Genomic DNA, 18,435 nt, shown 5'->3' with positions numbered 1-18,435 from the left:
ACACGCAGGAGGACACCGTGCAGCCAGAAATCCGCAAAATTGTGACGTATGACGAAGAGGTTCTGATCGAAGGTTTCCGCCCGGCGGACCGCCCGTGGCGGATGTTCGCCGTAGCCGCTGTGATCAAGAACCCTTGGGCCGGACGGTATGTCGAAGACCTGCGCCCCGAAATTCTGGCCTATGGTCCGGTGCTAGGCGAGATGATGACCGAGCGGATGGTGGCGCTGGCCGGTAGCGGTGAGGCGATCGAAGCCTATGGCAAGGCGGCCGTGGTGGGTTTGGATGGTGAGGTTGAACATGCCTCGGGCCTGATCCACACGCTGCATTTCGGCAATTTCTACCGGCAGGCAGTGGGGGCCAAATCCTACCTGTCCTTCACCAACACGCGCGGCCCGGCGAATACGCCGATCATGGTGCCGATGATGGACAAGAACGATGCGGGCCGCCGGTCGCATTACTTGACGCTACAATTCTCCGTCCCTGATGCGCCTCGCGCAGATGAGGTCGTGGTGGTGCTGGGCGGGGCGACGACGGGGCGGCCACATCATCGCATCGGAGACCGCTACAAAGACCTGAAGGATCTGGGACATGACGTGGACAACCCGGCCTCGGTCTGAGATCGGCGGCCTCGCCGCGATTGACGCGGGTGAGGGGCCGCTGGTCATCCTGTTGCACGGTGTTGGCCTGCGGGCCGAGGCGTGGTGCGCGCAGATTGACGCTCTGGTCGCGGCTGGGTTCCGGGTGCTGTGCCCGGACATGCCGGGGCACGGGGACTCAGCGTTTAACCCGGTGGAGGGACTAGAGAGCTATGCCGCACCCGTGGCGGCGCTGATCGACCAACCGGCCGTTTTGATCGGGCATTCGATGGGCGCACTGATCGCAACCCGGATTGCTGCAGAGGGCGGAAAGGTCAAAGGCGTGGCCGCGCTGAACGCGATTTTCCAGCGCTCGGAAGAAGCCCGTACGGCGGTTCTGGCGCGGGCTCAGGCGCTGGATGGCGAGCGGGCCAATGACCCCTCGACCACGTTGCAGCGCTGGTTCGATGACAAGGCATCCCCCGAGCGGGACGCCTGCGATAGCTGGCTGCAACAGGTCGGGCCACGCGCCTACAAGGCCGCCTATACCGTCTTCGCCGAAAGCGACGGACCGACTGCTGAGCAACTTGCCGCGATCACCTGTCCGGCCCTGTTTCTGACGGGCGAGGATGAGCCAAACTCGACCCCGCGCATGTCGCGAGACATGGCCGCGCTTGCCCCGAACGGGCGGGCCGAGATCATCCCGAACGCGGCTCACATGATGCCGATGACACATTCCCAACAGGTCAACGCGACTCTGTTGTCGTTTGTTAAGGAGTGCCATTGATGACGCTTGATCCCCGCGCGCTGCGCGACGCTTTCGGCAGTTTCATGACCGGTGTGACCGTGGTGACGACCCGCGATGCATCAGGCAACCCAGTCGGGTTCACGGCCAATTCGTTCTCGTCCGTCTCGCTGGATCCGCCTTTGTTGCTGGTCTGTCCGGGAAAATTCCTGTCGAGTTATGAGGTGTTTGCGGGTTGTAGCCACTTTGCCGTCAACATTCTGGCCGAGGGGCAGCAGGACGCCTCGAACACATTCGCAAGCTATAAGGGCGACCGTTTCGCCAAGGTGGCCCACAGCACAGGGGCCCATGATCTGCCGCTGATCGACGGTGCGCTGGCGCAGTTCTGTTGCTCGACTCATCAGACGATCCCGGCGGGTGACCATACGGTGCTGATCGGGCAGGTCACGGATTTCTCGCATGCCGGGGGCCGGGGGCTCGGTTATGTGGGCGGCTCGTATTTCAGCCTTGGGCTGGAACAGGAGATGGACAGCGATCAGCCCACCATCTGCGGCGCGATCATCCGGGCCGGCGACGCGGTTCTGATGGAGCGGCGGGGGACCACGCACAGCCCCTTCCACATCGCCGGTGCCGAGCCCGGCGGGCAGCGTCTGCGGTTGGCGCAGGGTCTGGCGGACCGGGGGATCAAGGCGCGGCTAGAGCAAGTCTATTCCTCGTTCAACGATGCGACGACCAAGCTGCATTACACGTTCTTTCTGGCGTCATTCGCCGGGGCAGCGATCCCCGAAGGGACCGAGTGGATCGCCATCGAACACCTGCCCAACCTGACATACGCCACCCCGTCGGTGGGCAAAATGATGAGACGCTTTGCGCTGGAAGCGCGAGAAGGGGATTTTTCGCTCTACCTTGGCGATGCCGACCGGGGTGAGCTGCACAGTTTCGACAAAGGAGCCGGTTGATGGAGTTTTCTCTCTTTGCCCATATGGAACGTCTGACACCCGATCAGCCCCATGACGTGTTGCATGATGAGTTCGTGAGCCTCGTGAAAATGGCCGATGATGGCGGCATGCGCGCGGTCTGGACGGGTGAACATCACGGGATGGAATTTACCATCGCGCCGAATCCGTTCCTGTCTCTGGTCGATCTGGCGCATCACACCAAGAATGTGCGCTTGGGCACTGGTACGGTGATCGCGCCCTTCTGGCATCCGATCAAGCTGGCCGGTGAGGCCGCGGCTGCGGATCAGATGACCAAGGGCCGGATCGAGCTGGGGATCGCGCGCGGGGCCTATTCCTATGAATACGAGCGACTGATGCCCGGCATGGACGCGTGGGAGGCCGGGCAGCGCATGCGCGAATGCACCCCTCTGGTGCCGCAAATCTGGCGCGGGGATTGTGCGCATGAGGGCGAGTTTTATTCGTTCCCGGCGGCCACCTCGGCCCCGAAACCGTATCAGGAAGGTGGCCCCCCGATCTGGATCGCCGCGCGTGATCCCAACAGCCACGAATTCGGAGTTCACAACGGGTTCAACATTCAGGTCACGCCGCTGTGGCAGGGCATGGAAGAGATTGAGACGCTGATGGGCCGTTTCAATGCCGCCTGCGAAAGCTATTCCGGCCCACGCCCCAAGATCATGCTGTTGCATCACACCTATGTAGGTGCGGATGAAGATGACGTGGCGCAGGGTGTGCAGGAATTGCGCCGTTATTACAACTACTTCGGCGCATGGTTCCTGAACAAGCGGCCCATACAGCAAGGGTTGATCCAACCGATCTCGGATCAGGAGATGGACGCCAACCTGATGTATACGACCGAGAAACTGGGCCAGGATCTGACCGTTGGCACAACGCAGCAGGTGATCGACAGGATCAAACGGTACGAGGATTTGGGATATGATGAGTTCTCGTTCTGGGTCGATAGCGGCATGACCAATGACCGCAAGCGCGCCTCGTTGGCGCGGTTCATCGACGAAGTCATGCCAGCCTTTCAGTGAGGAACACTATGGGAAACCTTCCACATTTTCAGCTTTTCATTGACGGCGTATGGTCCGAGGGCGCGGATGCGCAGGTCATGACCTCGGAAAACCCGGCCACCGGGCAGGGCTGGGCTACGTTCGCTTGCGCCGCGCCCGATGACGTGAACCGCGCTGTGGCTGCGGCCAAGCGCGTGTTGGACGACCCTGCATGGCGCGACATGACGGCGACAGCGCGCGGTAAGTTACTCTACCGGCTGGCTGATCTGGTGGCGGAGCACGCACAGAAGTTGGGAGAGCTGGAGACCACCGACAGCGGCAAGCTGCTGGCGGAAACGGCGATGCAGACGGGCTATGTGGCTGACTATTATCGCTATTTCGCGGGGCTTGCGGACAAGGTCGAAGGCACTGTCTTGCCCATCGATAAGCCCGACATGCATGTGTTCACCACGCGCGAACCAATCGGTGTTGTCGCCGCCATCGTGCCGTGGAATGCGCAGATGTTTCTGACAGCCACCAAGCTGGGCCCGGCGCTTGCGGCGGGGTGCTCGGTTGTGCTGAAAGCTTCGGAAATCGCTCCCGCGCCGATGTTGGAATTCGCGCGGCTGATCGAATTGGCCGGGTTCCCGCCCGGCGTTGTTTCGGTCATCACCGGTGATGCCCAGAACTGCGCCATCCCGCTGACTCGCCACGCGGATGTGGACCGCATTGCCTTTACCGGAGGGCCCGAGACTGCACGCCACGTGGTGCGCAACTCGGCCGAGAATTTCGCGGTGACCTCGCTGGAACTGGGCGGCAAATCTCCGATCCTTGTGTTTGACGACTCCGATCTGGACGGGGCCGCAAACGGGCTGATCGCCGGGAATTTCGGGGCCTCGGGTCAAAGCTGTGTGGCGGGAACACGGGGGTTGGTGCATCGTTCGATCCTTGAGCCGCTGATCGAAAAGATTTCACAAAAGGCCAGCGCCATTCGGCTGGGCGATCCGCTGCAGCCCGACACCCATGTCGGCCCGCTATGCACCGCCGCGCAGGTCAGAAAGATTGAGGCGACACTGGCCACAGCCCAAGGGCAGGGGGCGAGGATTCGCTTTGGCGGCGCGCCCGCAGATCGTCCGGGCAATTACATGACGCCCACGCTGGTCGAATGCGCAGTGCCTGAGACCGAGACGCTGAAGGTCGAGATGTTCGGTCCGGTCATGTCTCTGCTGCCGTTCGAGACCGAAGAAGAGGCCATCGCGCTTGCCAATTCCACGCCTTACGGTCTGGGGTCCGGCGTCTTCACGCAGAACCTTGCGCGCGCGCATCGGGTGTCGAAACGCATCCGCGCGGGGATTTGCTGGGTGAATACCTATCGTGCGATTTCCCCGATTGCGCCCTTTGGCGGGTTCAATCAGTCAGGTTACGGGCGCGAGGCCGGGGTTGAGGCGATCCTGGACTACACCCGCACGAAAACCACCTGGATCAGCACCGCGCAAGAGCCGATGGCGAACCCGTTTGTGATGCGCTAAACCTGTGGAAACACAGGGAGAGCGCGCATGAAACTGAAGACACCCCACTTTCCGACCCCCGCAGATGCGGGGGCGCGTAAGGACATCCCTCCGCTCGTCTGCTATCCGCCGGATACGCTGCCCCAACCCGATATCGCCGGGCTGAACACCCTGCGGCAAAGCGCGGTTAAAACGGCTGAGGCCACGGCGGCCCCGCGCGATGCGGCCTGTATCGAGGTGCCCGCCGGGGCCTTTGTGCGCGTGGTGTCGGTGGATGGCCCGCAGGTCGGCGATCTGAACATGTGGAACAAGCATGACCTGACCGAGCGGTTCTATTCCGGCAAAACCCGCGCGTTGCACGGTACGCACCTTTCGACCGGCGACCGCATGTGGTCCAGCTTTCCCAACATGCGCCCGATGGCAACCATCGTGGGGGACACGCTGGATTGGTACGGGTTCGATGCCTATGGCGGCTCGGTCCATGATGTGATCGGGACGCGCTGTGATCCCTATACGGGGCGGCTGCTGTCGGGGGACGACTATCACTATTGCTGCCATTCCAACCTGACCCGCGCTTTGGCCGATCATTGCGATCTGCCGCTGCACGAGGCCGAGATGCTTGTGCATGACGTACTGAACGTCTTTATGTGCACGGGCTTTACCCGCGATACCGGTCAGTACTTTATGAAGGCCAGCCCGGTGCGCCCGGGCGACTACCTTGAATTCTACGCCGAGATTGACCTGATCGTGGGCCTTTCGGCCTGTCCCGGCGGCGATTGTTCCTCCGAGCATTCCTCGGACGTCGCCGCCTGTTACCCTTTGTTGATGGAGGTCTATGACCCCGGCGAGGATGCCCGCGCGGCCCATGTTCAGCCGCCGCGATCCGCCTATGACCGGACCCACGGCACGGGCTAGGCGATCAGGCGGCGGCCCAATCGGTCGAGCATCCGGCAACACAGGTCCAGCTGCTCGATCTCGACATATTCGTCGGCCCTGTGCGCCTGTGTGATCGAGCCCGGGCCGCAGACGATAGCGTGAACGCCAAGCTGCTGGAACAGACCGGCCTCGGTGGCGAAGGCGACCGTGCCGGTGCCATTGGCGCCGGTCAGCTCGGCCACCAGTTTGCGGGCGGCGTTGTCCTCCATCGGCTCGAGCCCTTGCACCTCGGCCACCACGTCTTGGGTGATGCTGGCCTCGGGGTGGACGGCCTTCATCTCGGGGAGCAGGGTGTGGGTCACGTAATCGCTGAGCGTCTGGTTGACGAGGTCGGCGTCACTGGCCTGCACCGGGCGCATTTCCCAACCGATCTCGGCTTTGCTGGCGATCACGTTATGGGCCACGCCGCCGTTGAAGAACCCGACATTGATCGTGGTCCATGGGGGTTCAAACAAGCTGCCCGCAGGGGCGCGGGATTTCAGAACATGGCGTAATTCCAACAGCTTTCCGACATAGCGTGCGGCGTATTCGGCAGCGTTCACGCCGTCATCGGGGGCCGAGCTGTGACCCTCCAGCCCGGTAAACCGCGTGGTGTATTCAAAGCAACCCTTATGGCCTTCGATCACCCGCATCTCGGTCGGTTCGCCGATGATTGCGATGTCGGGCACGATGCCACGTTCGGACAGGTCATTGACCAAATTCTGCGCGCCCAGACAGCCGGTTTCCTCATCATAGGTAAAGGCGAAATGCAGCGGTTGGGTCAGTTTTTCGACGTCTAACGCTTCGGCAAAGGCCAGAGACGCCGCAATAAACCCCTTCATATCGCAGGTGCCGCGCCCATACAGGCGGCCATCACGCTCAACCATTTCGAACGGGTCCGTGGTCCAGTCCTGATCGGCCACGGGCACGACATCTGTATGGCCGGACAGCAGGATGCCGCCGGGCATGTCCGGGCCGAGTGTGGCAAAGACATTGGCCTTCTTGCCTGTCTCGTCGCGTGTCTCGATACAGCGCGCACCCAAGGCCTGAAGGTGGTTGGTCAGGTATCGGATGATCTCAAGGTTGCTGTCAGCGGATACCGTTTCAAAGGCGATTAGATCGGCGAGGATTTTGGTGGTTCTGGTCAGGGTCATGGTTTTACGAACAGTTTGCGAGGCCGGTTGCATAGGCATTCTGCAGGGCCGGAATCGGTGATCAGGATGGTCTCGGTGATTTCAAGGCCCCAGTCGTCCATCCACAGGCCCGGCATAAAGTGGAACGTCATGCCGGGTTCCAGCACCGTCTCATCCTCGGGGCGCAGCGAGATTGTCCGCTCACCCCAGTCCGGCGGATAGCTGAGGCCCACCGGATAGCCGCAGCGCGCACCGCGCTCGATTCCGGCGCGTTCCAGCGGAGCGGCCAGCGCCAGCGCGATGTCGCGCGCCTGATTGCCCGCACGGGCGGCGTCCAGCCCGGCCTCAAGCCCTTCGACCAGTGCGGCTTCGGCCCTTAGCAGGTGGTCGGGCGGCTGACCCAGAAAGACCGACCGGCAGAAAGGTGCGTGATAGCGGCGATAGCAGCCCGAGAGTTCGAAGAAGGTGCATTCCCCGGTTTTGAATGGCGCGCCGTCCCATGTCAGATGCGGGGCGGCGGCATCAGGCCCCGAAGGCAGCAGGGGCACGATGGCGGCATAGTCTCCCCAATCCTCACCCACGCCCGAGATCGCATCGTGATAAATCTGCGCCACCAGCTCATTCTTGCGCAGGCCGGGTTCGATCCGCTCCAACACCCCATCAATCACATGTTCCGATATCCGTGCGGCTTTGCGCATCAGGGCGATCTCTTCGCTGGATTTCACGGCACGCTGCCAGTTTACCAAAGCGTTGCCATCTGCCAACGTGGCCTGAGGCAATTCGGCGGCCAATGTCAGATGCGCCTTGGCCGAGTAGTAGTAATTGTCTAGTTCAACCCCGATACGCGCCTGCCCAAGGCCACTCTCAAGCAGCAACTGAGCGAGGTCTTGCATCGGGTGCCGCTCGGTCGATTGAACATAATTATCTGCATAGCCGTGAATGCGGTCATCGCTCATCCAAACCGTGCGCCGCGCGCCGTTGGCATCCTGATTGCGCCCCCACCAGATTGGATCGGTATCGTGTAGAACGACGACGCCCTGATGCACGTAGAAGGACCAGCCCTCATAACCGGTCAGCCACGCCATATTCGATGGGTCCTGCACAAACAGGGCATTTAAACCAGCGGCTGCCATTGCGGAACGCGTCTTGGCAAGTCGGCGATCATATTCGGCGCGTGAAAAGGCCGGATTGGCATGAGGCATAGCAGCTCCAGTCGTGTTCGAGTTATGTTGACAGAACTGGACGAATGCAGTCACGTCAATGGGCAACTCAGGAAAGACGCCCCATTGAAGATCACACTCAATCCACATCGCGGAGGCCGGAAACTTGCCGCTTCTGCTCCGTACCCGTCCATTGATGCAGCCCGCGTAGCCGATCTTCTGTCGCAATGCCCCGCTGCGGGTGAAACTCCATTGGTCGATGCAAAAGAGCTTGCCGACGTGGCCAATCTTTGGATCAAGGACGAGCGCGGCCGCATGAATCTTGGGTCTTTCAAGGCGCTTGGGGCGGCCTACGTAATCGCGCGACATGCGGCCGAGGCAACGGATGCGCCGGACTGCAATACATTGAACAGTCGAACCTATGTGACGGCCAGTGCAGGAAACCATGGCATGAGCGTCGCCGCAGGCGCGCGGGTATTTGGCGCGCAGGCGGTCGTCTATATCGCCGAAACTGTACCGGAGAGTTTCGCGGACCGCCTCCGTGCGCAAAAGGCGCAGGTTGTGCGGCAAGGCGTCGATTATGCCGCCAGTATGGAGGCCGCCAGCCAAGCCGCGCAGGATAACGGGTGGACGCTGCTGTCCGACAGTTCTTGGGACGGATATATCGAAATTCCGCATATGCTTATGGAGGGGTATCTGCAGATGGCTGCCGAGGCCGTGCGTCAATGTCCGGAAATGCCCAGCCATATCATGCTGCAGGCCGGGGTTGGCGGGCTGGCGGGCGCGGTGGCGGCCTATGCGCGCCATGTCTGGGGTGACGCGCCCAAAATCATCGTGGTCGAGCCCGAGTCCGCCCCCGCGCTACAAGCCAGTATCGAGGCCGGAGCCTGCGTTTTCGCGGATGGCCCTGACAGCATAATGGGACGTCTGGATTGCAAAGAACCTTCGTTGATCGCTCTGAACGGCTTGGCCAGAGATGCCGACGCTTTTTTGACTTTGACCGATGACGAGGTCGTTCAACATTTGCCCGCAATGGCGGCGGCCGGGGTGGCAACGACGGCATCCGGAGGGGCAGGGATTGCCGCTTCCATGAATGCCCAAGTGCTGCAGCGTTTAGGAATTGGTGCAGACGCCAAGGTTCTGTGCTTTCTGTCCGAGATTGCGGAATGAGAGGGTTCGACACTGCTGAGTTCACCGCCCGGTTGCAGCGTGCGCAAAAGATGATGGCCCAATTGGACTTGTCTGCCTTGCTGCTGACAACTGAACCCGAGATTCGGTACTTTACCGGCTACTTGACCCGGTTTTGGGAAAGCCCGACCCGACCTTGGTTTCTGGTGGTTCCGGTCAGTGGAAAACCGATTGCCGTTATCCCCTCTATTGGTGCTGCACTGATGGGGCAAACCTGGATCGACGATATCCGAACCTGGAGCTCTCCGGACTTGTTGGATGACGGCGTTAGTCTGTTGGCGGAAACCCTGATCGAGGTCACTCCGACCGATGCCACTATTGGTTTGCCTGATGGGCACGAAACCCATGTCCGTATGCCGATGGCCGATTTGTTGCGCCTTCAATCGCTATTGGGCTCGCGGAGGGTTGCTGGCGATGCGGAACTTATGCGCGGCCTTCGGATGATCAAATCAACGGCGGAGATCGCGAAAATCGAAACCGCCTGCGCGATTGCCGCGCGGGCTTTTCAGCGTGTTCCTGAAATCGCAGGATCTCGCATTGCCGTTGATGAGGTGTTTAGAAAGTTCCAAATGCTGTGTCTGGAGGAAGGCGCCGATTGGGTGCCCTATCTTGCGGGCGGTGCCGAGCAGGGGGGATATACGGATGTAATCTCTCCGGCCCGAGATACGGCGATGGAGGCCGGAGATGTCCTGATGTTGGACACTGGTTTGGTGTGGGACGGGTATTTTTGTGACTACGACCGAAACTGGTCGATTGGTCCGGCCTCGACGTCAGTGCGTTCTGCGTATGCAACCTTGATTGAGGCGTCAGATGCAGCATTCGAGATTGCAAAGCCGGGCGCGACCGCTTCTGACCTTCATCATGCAATGAATAGTGTTCTGTCACGTCAAAATGCGGATACGGGGGCTGGGCGTCTGGGGCATGGTCTGGGGATGTCCCTCACAGAATGGCCTTCGTTGATTCCCGACGATCATACTGCCTTGCAACCCGGCATGGTTTTGACGCTCGAACCCGGAATAGCCGTTGGCGATAAAATTCTGGTTCATGAAGAGAACATCGTGATTACCGAAGATGCGCCGCGGTTCATCAGCCCTCGGCTTGGGCCGGAGTTGCCTGTGATATGAGCTATTTACCCTATGAACTGGAAGAGGACGACCCGCAGCTCAACCCGATGGGCTTGATCGTCTTGCAGACGGACGAAACGATTGAACCGGAATTCAGCGCTTACTTCGCAAATTGCCGCGCGCCGATTTACGTTTCCAGAATTCCCAGCGGCGCAGAGGTGACAAAGGACACGCTGGCCCAGATGGAGAACGCCCTTCCTGCGGCCTCAGATCTATTGCCCAAAGTCCGGCCTTATAAGGTTGTGGGGTATGGCTGCACCTCGGCCAGCTCCGTGATCGGTTCAGCTATGGTCGAGCGCATGGTTCAAAAGACCTGCAACGTTGCGACCGTCACGAATCCGCTGCGTGCAGCTTCCGCCTGCGCTGCGGAAAAAGGTGTTTCCAAGTTCGCTTTGCTGTCGCCCTATATCGAAGAAGTGAACGATCCATTACGCCGTGCCTTCGCAAAAAACGGAGTGACAATGGACGTTTTTGGCTCATTCGGTGAGTCCGAGGAATCCAAGGTTGTTCGAATATCCCGCCAATCGCTAGTCGACGCGGCGCTTAACCTGGGCTCTGATTCGGCAGTTGAGGGTGTTTTTATAAGCTGTACGAATCTAAGGACTTTTGATGCTTTGCCAGAAATTGAAAGTCGGTTGGGAAAGCCGGTTCTTTCAAGCAATCAAAGCCTTGCGTGGCACATGCGACGCTTGAATGACGCCTGAATATCAGGCGTGTGGCGCTTTCTTTGTCATTCTCCTGACATATTTTGGTTGCGTCGCCCGTCCTGCTTGTCCTTAAATGGGGTCTGACAGGTCCTTGAGATCCGGATAAACCGGGCAAGCAAGGACAGACAGGGGAGCCAAGTTGGTAATGTCTAATGACGCAGCGTTCGTCGAGTTTCAGCGTGTCCAGAAATCTTACGACGGCGAGATCCTTGTCGTAAAAGATCTAAACCTTTCAATGCCTAAAGGTGAGTTCCTGACAATGCTCGGCCCGTCCGGGTCAGGCAAAACCACTTGCCTTATGATGTTGGCCGGGTTCGAAACAGCAACCCATGGCGAGATCATGTTGGATGGTCGTCCGATCAACAATATTCCGCCCCACAAGCGGGGGATCGGCATGGTTTTTCAGAACTATGCGCTTTTCCCGCACATGACGGTTGCCGAAAATCTCGCTTTCCCGCTGGAAGTTCGAAAAATCGGGAAGGACGAGCGCGAAGAAAAAGTGAAGCGCGCCCTAGATATGGTTCAGATGGGGGCATTTGGCAGCCGGCGCCCCGCTCAGTTGTCCGGTGGTCAACAGCAGCGGATCGCATTGGCCCGCGCACTAGTTTTTGAACCCGAGCTTGTTTTGATGGACGAGCCGTTGGGTGCGTTGGATAAACAGTTGCGCGAGCATATGCAGTTCGAAATCACGCGTCTGGCGCATGAGCTGGGTATTACCACTGTTTACGTAACCCACGACCAGACCGAAGCGTTGACCATGTCGGACCGTGTGGCTGTTTTCGACGACGGACGAATTCAGCAACTTGCGCCGCCCGATTTGCTTTATGAAGAGCCGGAAAACAGCTTTGTGGCTCAATTTATTGGTGAAAACAACACATTGGAAGGTGTCGTTAAGTCGATTGACGGCGACTCGTGTGTTGTTGCGCTGGACGATGGGTCTGAGATTGACGCTAAACCGGTGAATGTGACAGCTGCGGGTGAGCGCACCAAAGTGTCGATCCGTCCCGAACGGGTTGAATTCAACAAAGATCGTCTGCACGCTGATGCACATACGCTTAAAGCAACGGTGAAAGAGTTCATCTATATGGGCGACGTGTTCCGCTTTCGTCTGTCGGTTGCTGGGAACGATGACTTCATCATCAAAACCCGCAACGCGCCGGACGCGGTACGCCTGTCTCCCGGTCAGGAGGTCGAAATCGGCTGGCTGGCCCATGACTGCAGGGCGCTGGACGCCTGAGTCACAAATACCCTGAATGTTTGGGGTAAGAGTTGGCCGGTTTGCCCCGTGATCCGGCTTAAGCAAAGTAAAAGTAACGGGTATAACAGGGAGTTAAACATGAAAGTTAAAACCACTCTTATGGCAAGTGCGGTTGCTGCCGTAGCCGGTGGTGCGATGGCCGAAGAAATGACCATCGTGTCCTGGGGCGGTGCCTATTCCAAGTCGCAGCTGAAAGCATATCACGAGCCCTATTCGGAAAAGACAGGCGTCACCATCCTGAACGATGACAGCTCGGCTGAGGCGGTGGCTAAACTGCGCGCGATGAACGAAGCGGGCAACATCACTTGGGATGTGGTGGATGTTGTTGCAGCGGATGCGATCCGTTTGTGCGACGAAGGTCTGGCGATGGAGATCGATTTCGACAGCCAACTGGCCGCCGCACCGGACGGGACACCAGCATCCGAAGATTTCGGCGATCTGTTGGTCAGTGACTGCTTTATCCCGCAGATCGTGTACTCGACCACTTTCGGCTATCGTACCGATCTGGTGGGTGACACGCCTCCGACCGAGATCTGCGCCGTGTTCGATCTGGAAAACTATCCCGGCAAACGTTCGCTGGAAAAGCGTCCGATCAACAATATGGAATGGGCGCTTCTGTGTGATGGCGTAGCCAAGGACGACGTCTATGACGTTCTGGCGACACCGGAAGGTCAGGATCAGGCTCTGGCCAAGCTGGATACTATTAAAGACAGCGTAGTCTGGTGGTCTGCCGGTGCCGACACACCGCAGTTGCTGGCCGACGGCGAAGTCATCATGGGCTCGACCTATAACGGTCGTCTGTTCAGCGTGATCGAAGAGCAGAAACAGCCCGTCGCCATGCTGTGGGACGCGCAGGTATTCGATCTGGATGGCTGGATCATCCCCGCCGGTCTGAGCGAAGAGCGTCAGCAGCGCGCGCTGGACTACATCATGTTCGCAACTGACACCCAGCGTCTGGCGGATCAGGCCAAGTACATCTCGTACGGTCCGGCCCGTGCCTCGTCGGCGCCGCTGGTTGGTCAGCACGCCGATCTGGGCATCGACATGGCACCGCACATGCCGACCGACCCGGAAAACGCCAAGAATACGTTCCTGTATAACTACGAGTTCTGGGCGGACTACCGCGACGACATCGACGCCAAGTTCCAGGCGTGGCTGGCACAATAAGCCTTTTGTGACAAATGGTTGGGGCCGGTTTTGGCCCCAACCCACCAAAAGACCAAGGGACGCAGATGACTGACGCAACTCAATCCGGTCCGATGCTGGCCGCTGACGGCACGCCTCTGAAGAAATCGCTGGCACGGTCGTTGAGACGTCGCAAACTTAGGGCGCTGGCCCTTATTGCGCCGTTGCTGCTGTTTGTGCTGTTGTCCTTTGTGATCCCGATCGTGTCCATGTTGTTCCGTTCGGTCGAGAACGGGATTGTGGCTGATACGCTGCCCCTGACCGTGGTCGAGTTGAAGAACTGGGATGCGGAAAGCGGCGAACTACCGGATGAGGCATTATACGCCGCGTTCACCAAAGATATGCTCGTTGCCATTGACGAAAAGACACACACCCGGCTTGGCTCGCGCCTGAACTATGAGCAGACGGGTATGTCCTCGATGTTCCGTCGCTCGGGCCGCCAGATTAAAAAACTGGACCCTGAAACCGATGGCCCGTTCAAGGACAAGCTGATCGACATTCACGACGGTTGGGGGGATGTCGAAACCTGGCGCACCATCAAGACCCACGCTGTTCCGATCACCAACGGATATTTCCTGAACGCAATTGACATGCGCCGCACGCCCGAAGGTGCGCAGGCGCAGCCTGAAGACAAACAGATCCTGATCAAGCTGTTTGGCCGTACGCTGATGATGTCGCTGATCATCACTGCTTCGTGCATCCTACTTGCCTATCCGGTGTCATATATCCTGGCGACCCTGCCGATGCGGGTGTCGAACCTGCTGATGATCCTTGTGTTGCTGCCGTTCTGGACATCACTTCTGGTGCGAACGTCTGCGTGGAAGGTGATGTTGCAGCAGCAGGGGGTGATCAACGAAACGCTGGTCTGGCTGGGGTTGGTCGCGGATGACGCGCGATTGGTGATCATCAACAACCAGTTCGGCACGATCATCGCGATGACGCATATCCTGCTGCCGTTCATGATATTACCGATGTATTCGGTGATGCAGACCATTCCTGAATCCTACACCCGCGCCGCGAAATCCATGGGCGCAACGAACTGGACGACTTTCTGGCGCATCTACTTCCCGCAATCTATCCCGGGCATTGGTGCGGGCTCGATCCTCGTGTTCATCCTTGCCATCGGCTACTACATCACGCCGGAGATCGTTGGCGGGACCAAGGGTGTCTTCATCTCGAACCGGATTGCGTACCACATCTCATCCTCGCTGAACTGGGGATTGGCGGCTGCGCTCGGGACGATCCTGCTGGCGGTCGTTCTGTTACTCTACTGGTGCTATGACAAGATCGTAGGCATCGACAACGTGAAGCTGGGATAAAGACGATGGCAGCACTAACACCAATATCCCGCAAACCCATGTCGGTGGTTCTGCCCGCTGTGGCCATCGCCGGAGGTTTCGTCGGTATGTTCGTCGGCGCCGGGCAGGGCAGCGTCCTGCTCGGGATCGTGATCGGAGCCGCTCTTATGGCGGGTCTGGCCTGGCTTTACATGAATGTCCTGGACAATGAACGTGTCGCCCGCTGGATCACGATCCTTGGGATGGGCGTGTTGGGCTTTGTGTTCGCTGGGGCGACTGGTCTGATCATCGGCCTTCTGGTTGGGTGGTTTTTTGCCTTCTTCATCTTCTGGCTTTACGAGGGTCGATACCGCCAAAAACTGCTGCCCTATATGACCGGGCGACAGGTGTTCTGGCACTATACGTTCCGGGTGATCTGTGGCGCGATCTTCGTGTTCCTGATCACACCGATCCTTGTGGTTCTGCCACTGTCGTTCAACGCGCAGGATTTCTTTACCTTCACGCCCGAAATGCTGCGACTGGACCCCGAGGGGTATTCGCTGAAGCATTACCGCGACTTCTTTACAAACAATGAATGGCAGCGCAGCTTCAAGAACTCGCTGATCATCGCGCCGATTGCGACGATCATCTCGGTGTCGCTGGGGACGCTGGCGGCCATCGGCCTCAGCCAGAGCCACGTGCCGGGGAAACGGGCGATCATGGGTATCCTGATTTCACCCATGATCGTGCCGCTGATCATCTCGGCCACCGGCATGTTCTTTTTCTACAGCGATATCGGCCGGTTCCTTGAAGGAACGCTGGGCATGGACAAGAACTTTGTGGGCTATGTGAAGGTTATCCTTGCCCACGCGGTTCTGGGTATTCCGTTCGTGATCATCACTGTGACGGCGACCTTGGTCGGCTTTGACCAGTCGCTCACCCGTGCAGCGGCGAACATGGGGGCAGGGCCGGTGCGGACCTTCTTCAAGATTCAGATGCCGTTGATTCTGCCGGGTGTAATCTCGGGTGGCTTGTTCGCCTTTATCACTTCGTTTGATGAAGTGGTTGTGGTGCTGTTCGTCGGCTCGGCCAGCCAGAAAACGCTGCCATGGCAGATGTTCACAGGTCTGCGCGAACAGATCAGCCCGACCATTCTGGCGGTGGCCACGATCCTTGTCGTGATCTCGATCGCGCTGTTGACCACGGTTGAATTGCTGCGCCGCCGGTCCGAGCGTCTGCGGGGTCTTTCCCCCGCTTGACGCGCGCCGCGCCGTGATTTAGCCATTGCGATATGCAGCCCGGTCACGATGGCGTCGTGACAGTCAAACGGGCGCATGGCTCTCGGTTCCCGAGGCCGCTTGTCCTGAACGCCGGGACTTGTGGCTGGGCACCTTTCGTCCGGCATTGCAGGAGAGAGCATGATGACAGACCTGACAAACCGCCCCGAGTTCTTCACCAGCCACAATGGCGATAAGGCCCCGTTGCCGTTCAGCAAGGCCGAATATAACCGCCGCCTGTCGGGCCTGCGCGCCATGATGGCGGCACGGGATATTCCGGCGGTGTTGCTGACTTCGATGCACAATATCGCCTATTACTCGGGCTTTCTGTATTGCGCCTTTGGCCGTCCTTATGGCTGCGTGGTGACGCAGGATGCGTGTACGACGGTGTCGGCGAATATTGACGCGGGCCAGCCGTGGCGACGCTCGGTCGAAGAAAACGTGATCTACACCGACTGGAAGCGCGACAATTACTGGCGCGCGGTGGCCAGCCTGATCGGCGGTGCCAAGCGGATCGGGATCGAAGGAGACCACATGACGCTGGCCGCGCGTGACACGGCGCTGGCGATGCTGGGGCAGCCCGAGCTGGTGGATGTGGCCGCTGATACTATGGCCGCTCGCATGGTGAAATCGGCAGAAGAGATCGAGTTGATCAAGGGCGGTGCGCGCACGGCGGATGTGGGCGGTGCTGCGATCCACGCTGCGATCCGTGAAGGCGCGACCGAGATCGATATCGCCATGGCCGGCCGCGACGCGATGGAGGCTGAGATTGCCCGCGCCTACCCGGATGCCGAATACCGGGACACCTGGGTCTGGTTCCAGTCAGGCCTGAATACGGACGGCGCGCATAATCCCGTAACCAAGCGGGCGCTGCAAAAGGGCGATATCCTGTCGCTGAACACCTTCCCGATGATCTCGGGCTATTACACCGCGCTGGAACGTACCCTGTTTCTGGGCGAACCCGACGCCGACAGCTTGCGCATCTGGAAGGCCAATGTGGCCGCGCATGAGCTTGGCCTAAGCCTGATCAAACCCGGCGCGACTTGCTCGGGCATCACCGCCGAGATCAACCGCTTCTTTGCCGATGAGGGGCTGCTGCAATATCGCTCCTTCGGCTATGGCCACTCGTTTGGCGTCCTCAGCCACTACTATGGGCGCGAGGCAGGGCTGGAGCTGCGTGAAGATATCGACACGGTGTTGGAACCCGGCATGGTCGTGTCAATCGAGCCGATGTTGTGGATTCCCGAAGGTCAGCCCGGTGCGGGTGGCTATCGTGAGCATGACATTCTGGTTGTCGGCGATGATGGGGCCGAGAACATCACCGGGTTCCCCTATGGGCCGGAACATAACACAATCAACTGACCCGAAGGGCAGGAGGGGCGCTTAGCCCCTCTTGCTACGTTCGTGGAAAATGAAGCCGATGAAATTCAGCAGTACCTGCGCCGCCAGAATCTGCGTGCTCTCAGTAGGGTCGTAATTCGGCGCGACCTCGACCAGATCAATGCCGACCACATCGCCGCGTTGCGCCAGACCTTGCAGGATTTCCAGCACGTCATAATACAGAAACCCCCCGTGGCTGGGCGTGCCGGTGCCTGACGCAATCGATGGGCAAAAAGCGTCGATATCAATCGTCACATAATACCGCGCGCCTTCGGGGATGCGGGCCAAGACACCCTCGGTTCCCAGTTTGCGGACCTGTCGCACAGACAGGATATCGGACCCTCGGGCGCGGGCATCCTCATAGCCTTCCTTTGCGGTTGAGGACACATTGCGGATGCCCAACTGCGTCATGCCCGAGACATAGTCTTTCTCAATCGCGCGCCGCATCGGATTGCCGTGACCGGCAGTGACCCCGTGGCGTTCATCCACGAAATCCAGATGGGCGTCGATCTGAACCACATGGATCGGACCATTTTCCGCGCAATCGTCAGAAAAAGCATTGATGCAGGGGATGTTGATTGAGTGATCTCCGCCGATGGTGACGGGCAGGGCGCCTGCGTCCAGAATCTTCTGGACCCCGAATTGGATATTGGCGTGGCTTTCCTCGGTCTTGGTGTGGATGATGTCCGCATCGCCGATATCGACCATCCGGACCGAGCTATCCAGATAGGTCGCGTCATCCTCGTGATCATACGCCCCGGCATGGCCAAAGCTGAACAGTGTCGACGCCTCACGCACCGCACGTGGCCCGAACCGAGCGCCGGATCTCCATTGTGTGCCGAAATCGAAGGGTGCGCCCATGATCGCCACATCCGCGTCGATCTGGTCCCAATCCTCGACATAAGGTGACTTGCCAAAGGTCGAAATCCCGACGAATGGCAGGTTCAGACGGCCACTTGCATACCCATGAGACGACATAGCGCGATTCCCGTTTCTTGTTTGTCCGTTGCAGCTTAGAAGCGTTGCCTTAAGCAGGATAGGTTTCTTTGAGG

General features: G+C 59.3%; 17 protein-coding genes. 14 read left to right on the top strand and 3 right to left on the bottom strand.

Features of this window, described 5'->3' with window-relative positions; all coding sequences use genetic code 11:
• Nucleotides 1-17: 17 nt before the first annotated feature.
• The 6 genes from AC2FNR_RS05710 to AC2FNR_RS05685 are packed head-to-tail and all read left to right on the top strand — an operon-like array spanning nt 18 to nt 5,694.
• The gene (locus tag AC2FNR_RS05710) at nt 18-617 is read left to right on the top strand and encodes an amino acid synthesis family protein (RefSeq protein ID WP_496848367.1); all 600 of its coding nucleotides are present in this window, start codon (nt 18-20) and stop codon (nt 615-617) included.
• On the top strand, nt 589-1,362 hold the full coding sequence (locus tag AC2FNR_RS05705; RefSeq protein ID WP_496848366.1) for an alpha/beta fold hydrolase: 774 nt from the start codon (nt 589-591) through the stop codon (nt 1,360-1,362). The genes AC2FNR_RS05710 and AC2FNR_RS05705 overlap by 29 nt, the downstream gene beginning before the upstream one ends.
• Nucleotides 1,362-2,279: a flavin reductase family protein gene (locus AC2FNR_RS05700; protein ID WP_496848365.1), complete on the top strand. Its 918-nt coding sequence runs from the start codon at nt 1,362-1,364 to the stop codon at nt 2,277-2,279. The genes AC2FNR_RS05705 and AC2FNR_RS05700 overlap by 1 nt, the downstream gene beginning before the upstream one ends.
• Nucleotides 2,279-3,313, top strand: a complete 1,035-nt coding sequence (locus AC2FNR_RS05695; protein ID WP_496848364.1) for an LLM class flavin-dependent oxidoreductase — start codon at nt 2,279-2,281, stop codon at nt 3,311-3,313. The genes AC2FNR_RS05700 and AC2FNR_RS05695 overlap by 1 nt, the downstream gene beginning before the upstream one ends.
• Nucleotides 3,314-3,321: 8 nt before the next feature.
• Entirely contained in the window at nt 3,322-4,800 is a 1,479-nt protein-coding gene (locus AC2FNR_RS05690) for an aldehyde dehydrogenase (protein WP_496848363.1), read from the top strand.
• A 27-nt stretch (nt 4,801-4,827) separates the two neighbouring features.
• A complete protein-coding gene (locus AC2FNR_RS05685; protein WP_496848362.1) occupies nt 4,828-5,694 on the top strand; it encodes an urea carboxylase-associated family protein in 867 nt (288 codons plus the stop codon).
• Here AC2FNR_RS05685 and argE read toward each other — a convergent pair.
• Both argE and AC2FNR_RS05675 read right to left on the bottom strand, forming a co-directional pair.
• On the bottom strand, nt 5,691-6,881 hold the full coding sequence (gene argE / locus AC2FNR_RS05680; RefSeq protein WP_496848564.1) for an acetylornithine deacetylase: 1,191 nt from the start codon (nt 6,879-6,881) through the stop codon (nt 5,691-5,693). The genes AC2FNR_RS05685 and argE overlap by 4 nt on opposite strands.
• On the bottom strand, nt 6,845-8,029 hold the full coding sequence (locus AC2FNR_RS05675; RefSeq protein ID WP_496848361.1) for a M24 family metallopeptidase: 1,185 nt from the start codon (nt 8,027-8,029) through the stop codon (nt 6,845-6,847). Before AC2FNR_RS05675 ends, argE begins: the two co-directional genes overlap by 37 nt.
• 84 nt (nt 8,030-8,113) lie before the next feature.
• Here AC2FNR_RS05675 and AC2FNR_RS05670 point away from each other — a divergent pair, with 84 nt between their 5' ends.
• The 8 genes from AC2FNR_RS05670 (at nt 8,114) to AC2FNR_RS05635 (ending at nt 17,365) form a co-directional block, all read left to right on the top strand.
• On the top strand, nt 8,114-9,157 hold the full coding sequence (locus AC2FNR_RS05670) for a pyridoxal-phosphate dependent enzyme (protein ID WP_496848360.1): 1,044 nt from the start codon (nt 8,114-8,116) through the stop codon (nt 9,155-9,157).
• Nucleotides 9,154-10,299: a M24 family metallopeptidase gene (locus AC2FNR_RS05665; RefSeq protein WP_496848359.1), complete on the top strand. Its 1,146-nt coding sequence runs from the start codon at nt 9,154-9,156 to the stop codon at nt 10,297-10,299. Before AC2FNR_RS05670 ends, AC2FNR_RS05665 begins: the two co-directional genes overlap by 4 nt.
• Complete coding sequence (locus AC2FNR_RS05660) at nt 10,296-11,003, top strand: maleate cis-trans isomerase family protein (RefSeq protein WP_496848358.1); 708 nt, start codon at nt 10,296-10,298, stop codon at nt 11,001-11,003. The genes AC2FNR_RS05665 and AC2FNR_RS05660 overlap by 4 nt, the downstream gene beginning before the upstream one ends.
• A 148-nt stretch (nt 11,004-11,151) precedes the next feature.
• On the top strand, nt 11,152-12,243 hold the full coding sequence (locus tag AC2FNR_RS05655; protein WP_170750912.1) for an ABC transporter ATP-binding protein: 1,092 nt from the start codon (nt 11,152-11,154) through the stop codon (nt 12,241-12,243).
• Nucleotides 12,244-12,342: 99 nt separating this feature from the next.
• On the top strand, nt 12,343-13,431 hold the full coding sequence (locus AC2FNR_RS05650; protein ID WP_170353070.1) for an extracellular solute-binding protein: 1,089 nt from the start codon (nt 12,343-12,345) through the stop codon (nt 13,429-13,431).
• 65 nt (nt 13,432-13,496) lie between these two features.
• A complete protein-coding gene (locus AC2FNR_RS05645; protein WP_496848357.1) occupies nt 13,497-14,768 on the top strand; it encodes an ABC transporter permease in 1,272 nt (423 codons plus the stop codon).
• A 5-nt stretch (nt 14,769-14,773) separates the two neighbouring features.
• Nucleotides 14,774-15,985 carry an ABC transporter permease gene (locus AC2FNR_RS05640; protein ID WP_209196442.1) on the top strand — a complete coding sequence of 404 codons (1,212 nt, stop codon included), beginning with the start codon at nt 14,774-14,776 and terminating at the stop codon, nt 15,983-15,985.
• A 162-nt stretch (nt 15,986-16,147) separates the two neighbouring features.
• Entirely contained in the window at nt 16,148-17,365 is a 1,218-nt protein-coding gene (locus tag AC2FNR_RS05635) for an aminopeptidase P family protein (RefSeq protein ID WP_496848356.1), read from the top strand.
• Nucleotides 17,366-17,386: 21 nt separating this feature from the next.
• On the opposite strand, the gene speB is transcribed toward AC2FNR_RS05635, so the two are convergent.
• Entirely contained in the window at nt 17,387-18,361 is a 975-nt protein-coding gene (gene speB, locus AC2FNR_RS05630) for an agmatinase (protein WP_496848355.1), read from the bottom strand.
• Nucleotides 18,362-18,435: the final 74 nt, after the last annotated feature.

This window comes from Ruegeria sp. SATB045 (genome assembly GCF_059613525.1).
This window is presented reverse-complemented; position numbering and strand designations above follow the sequence as displayed.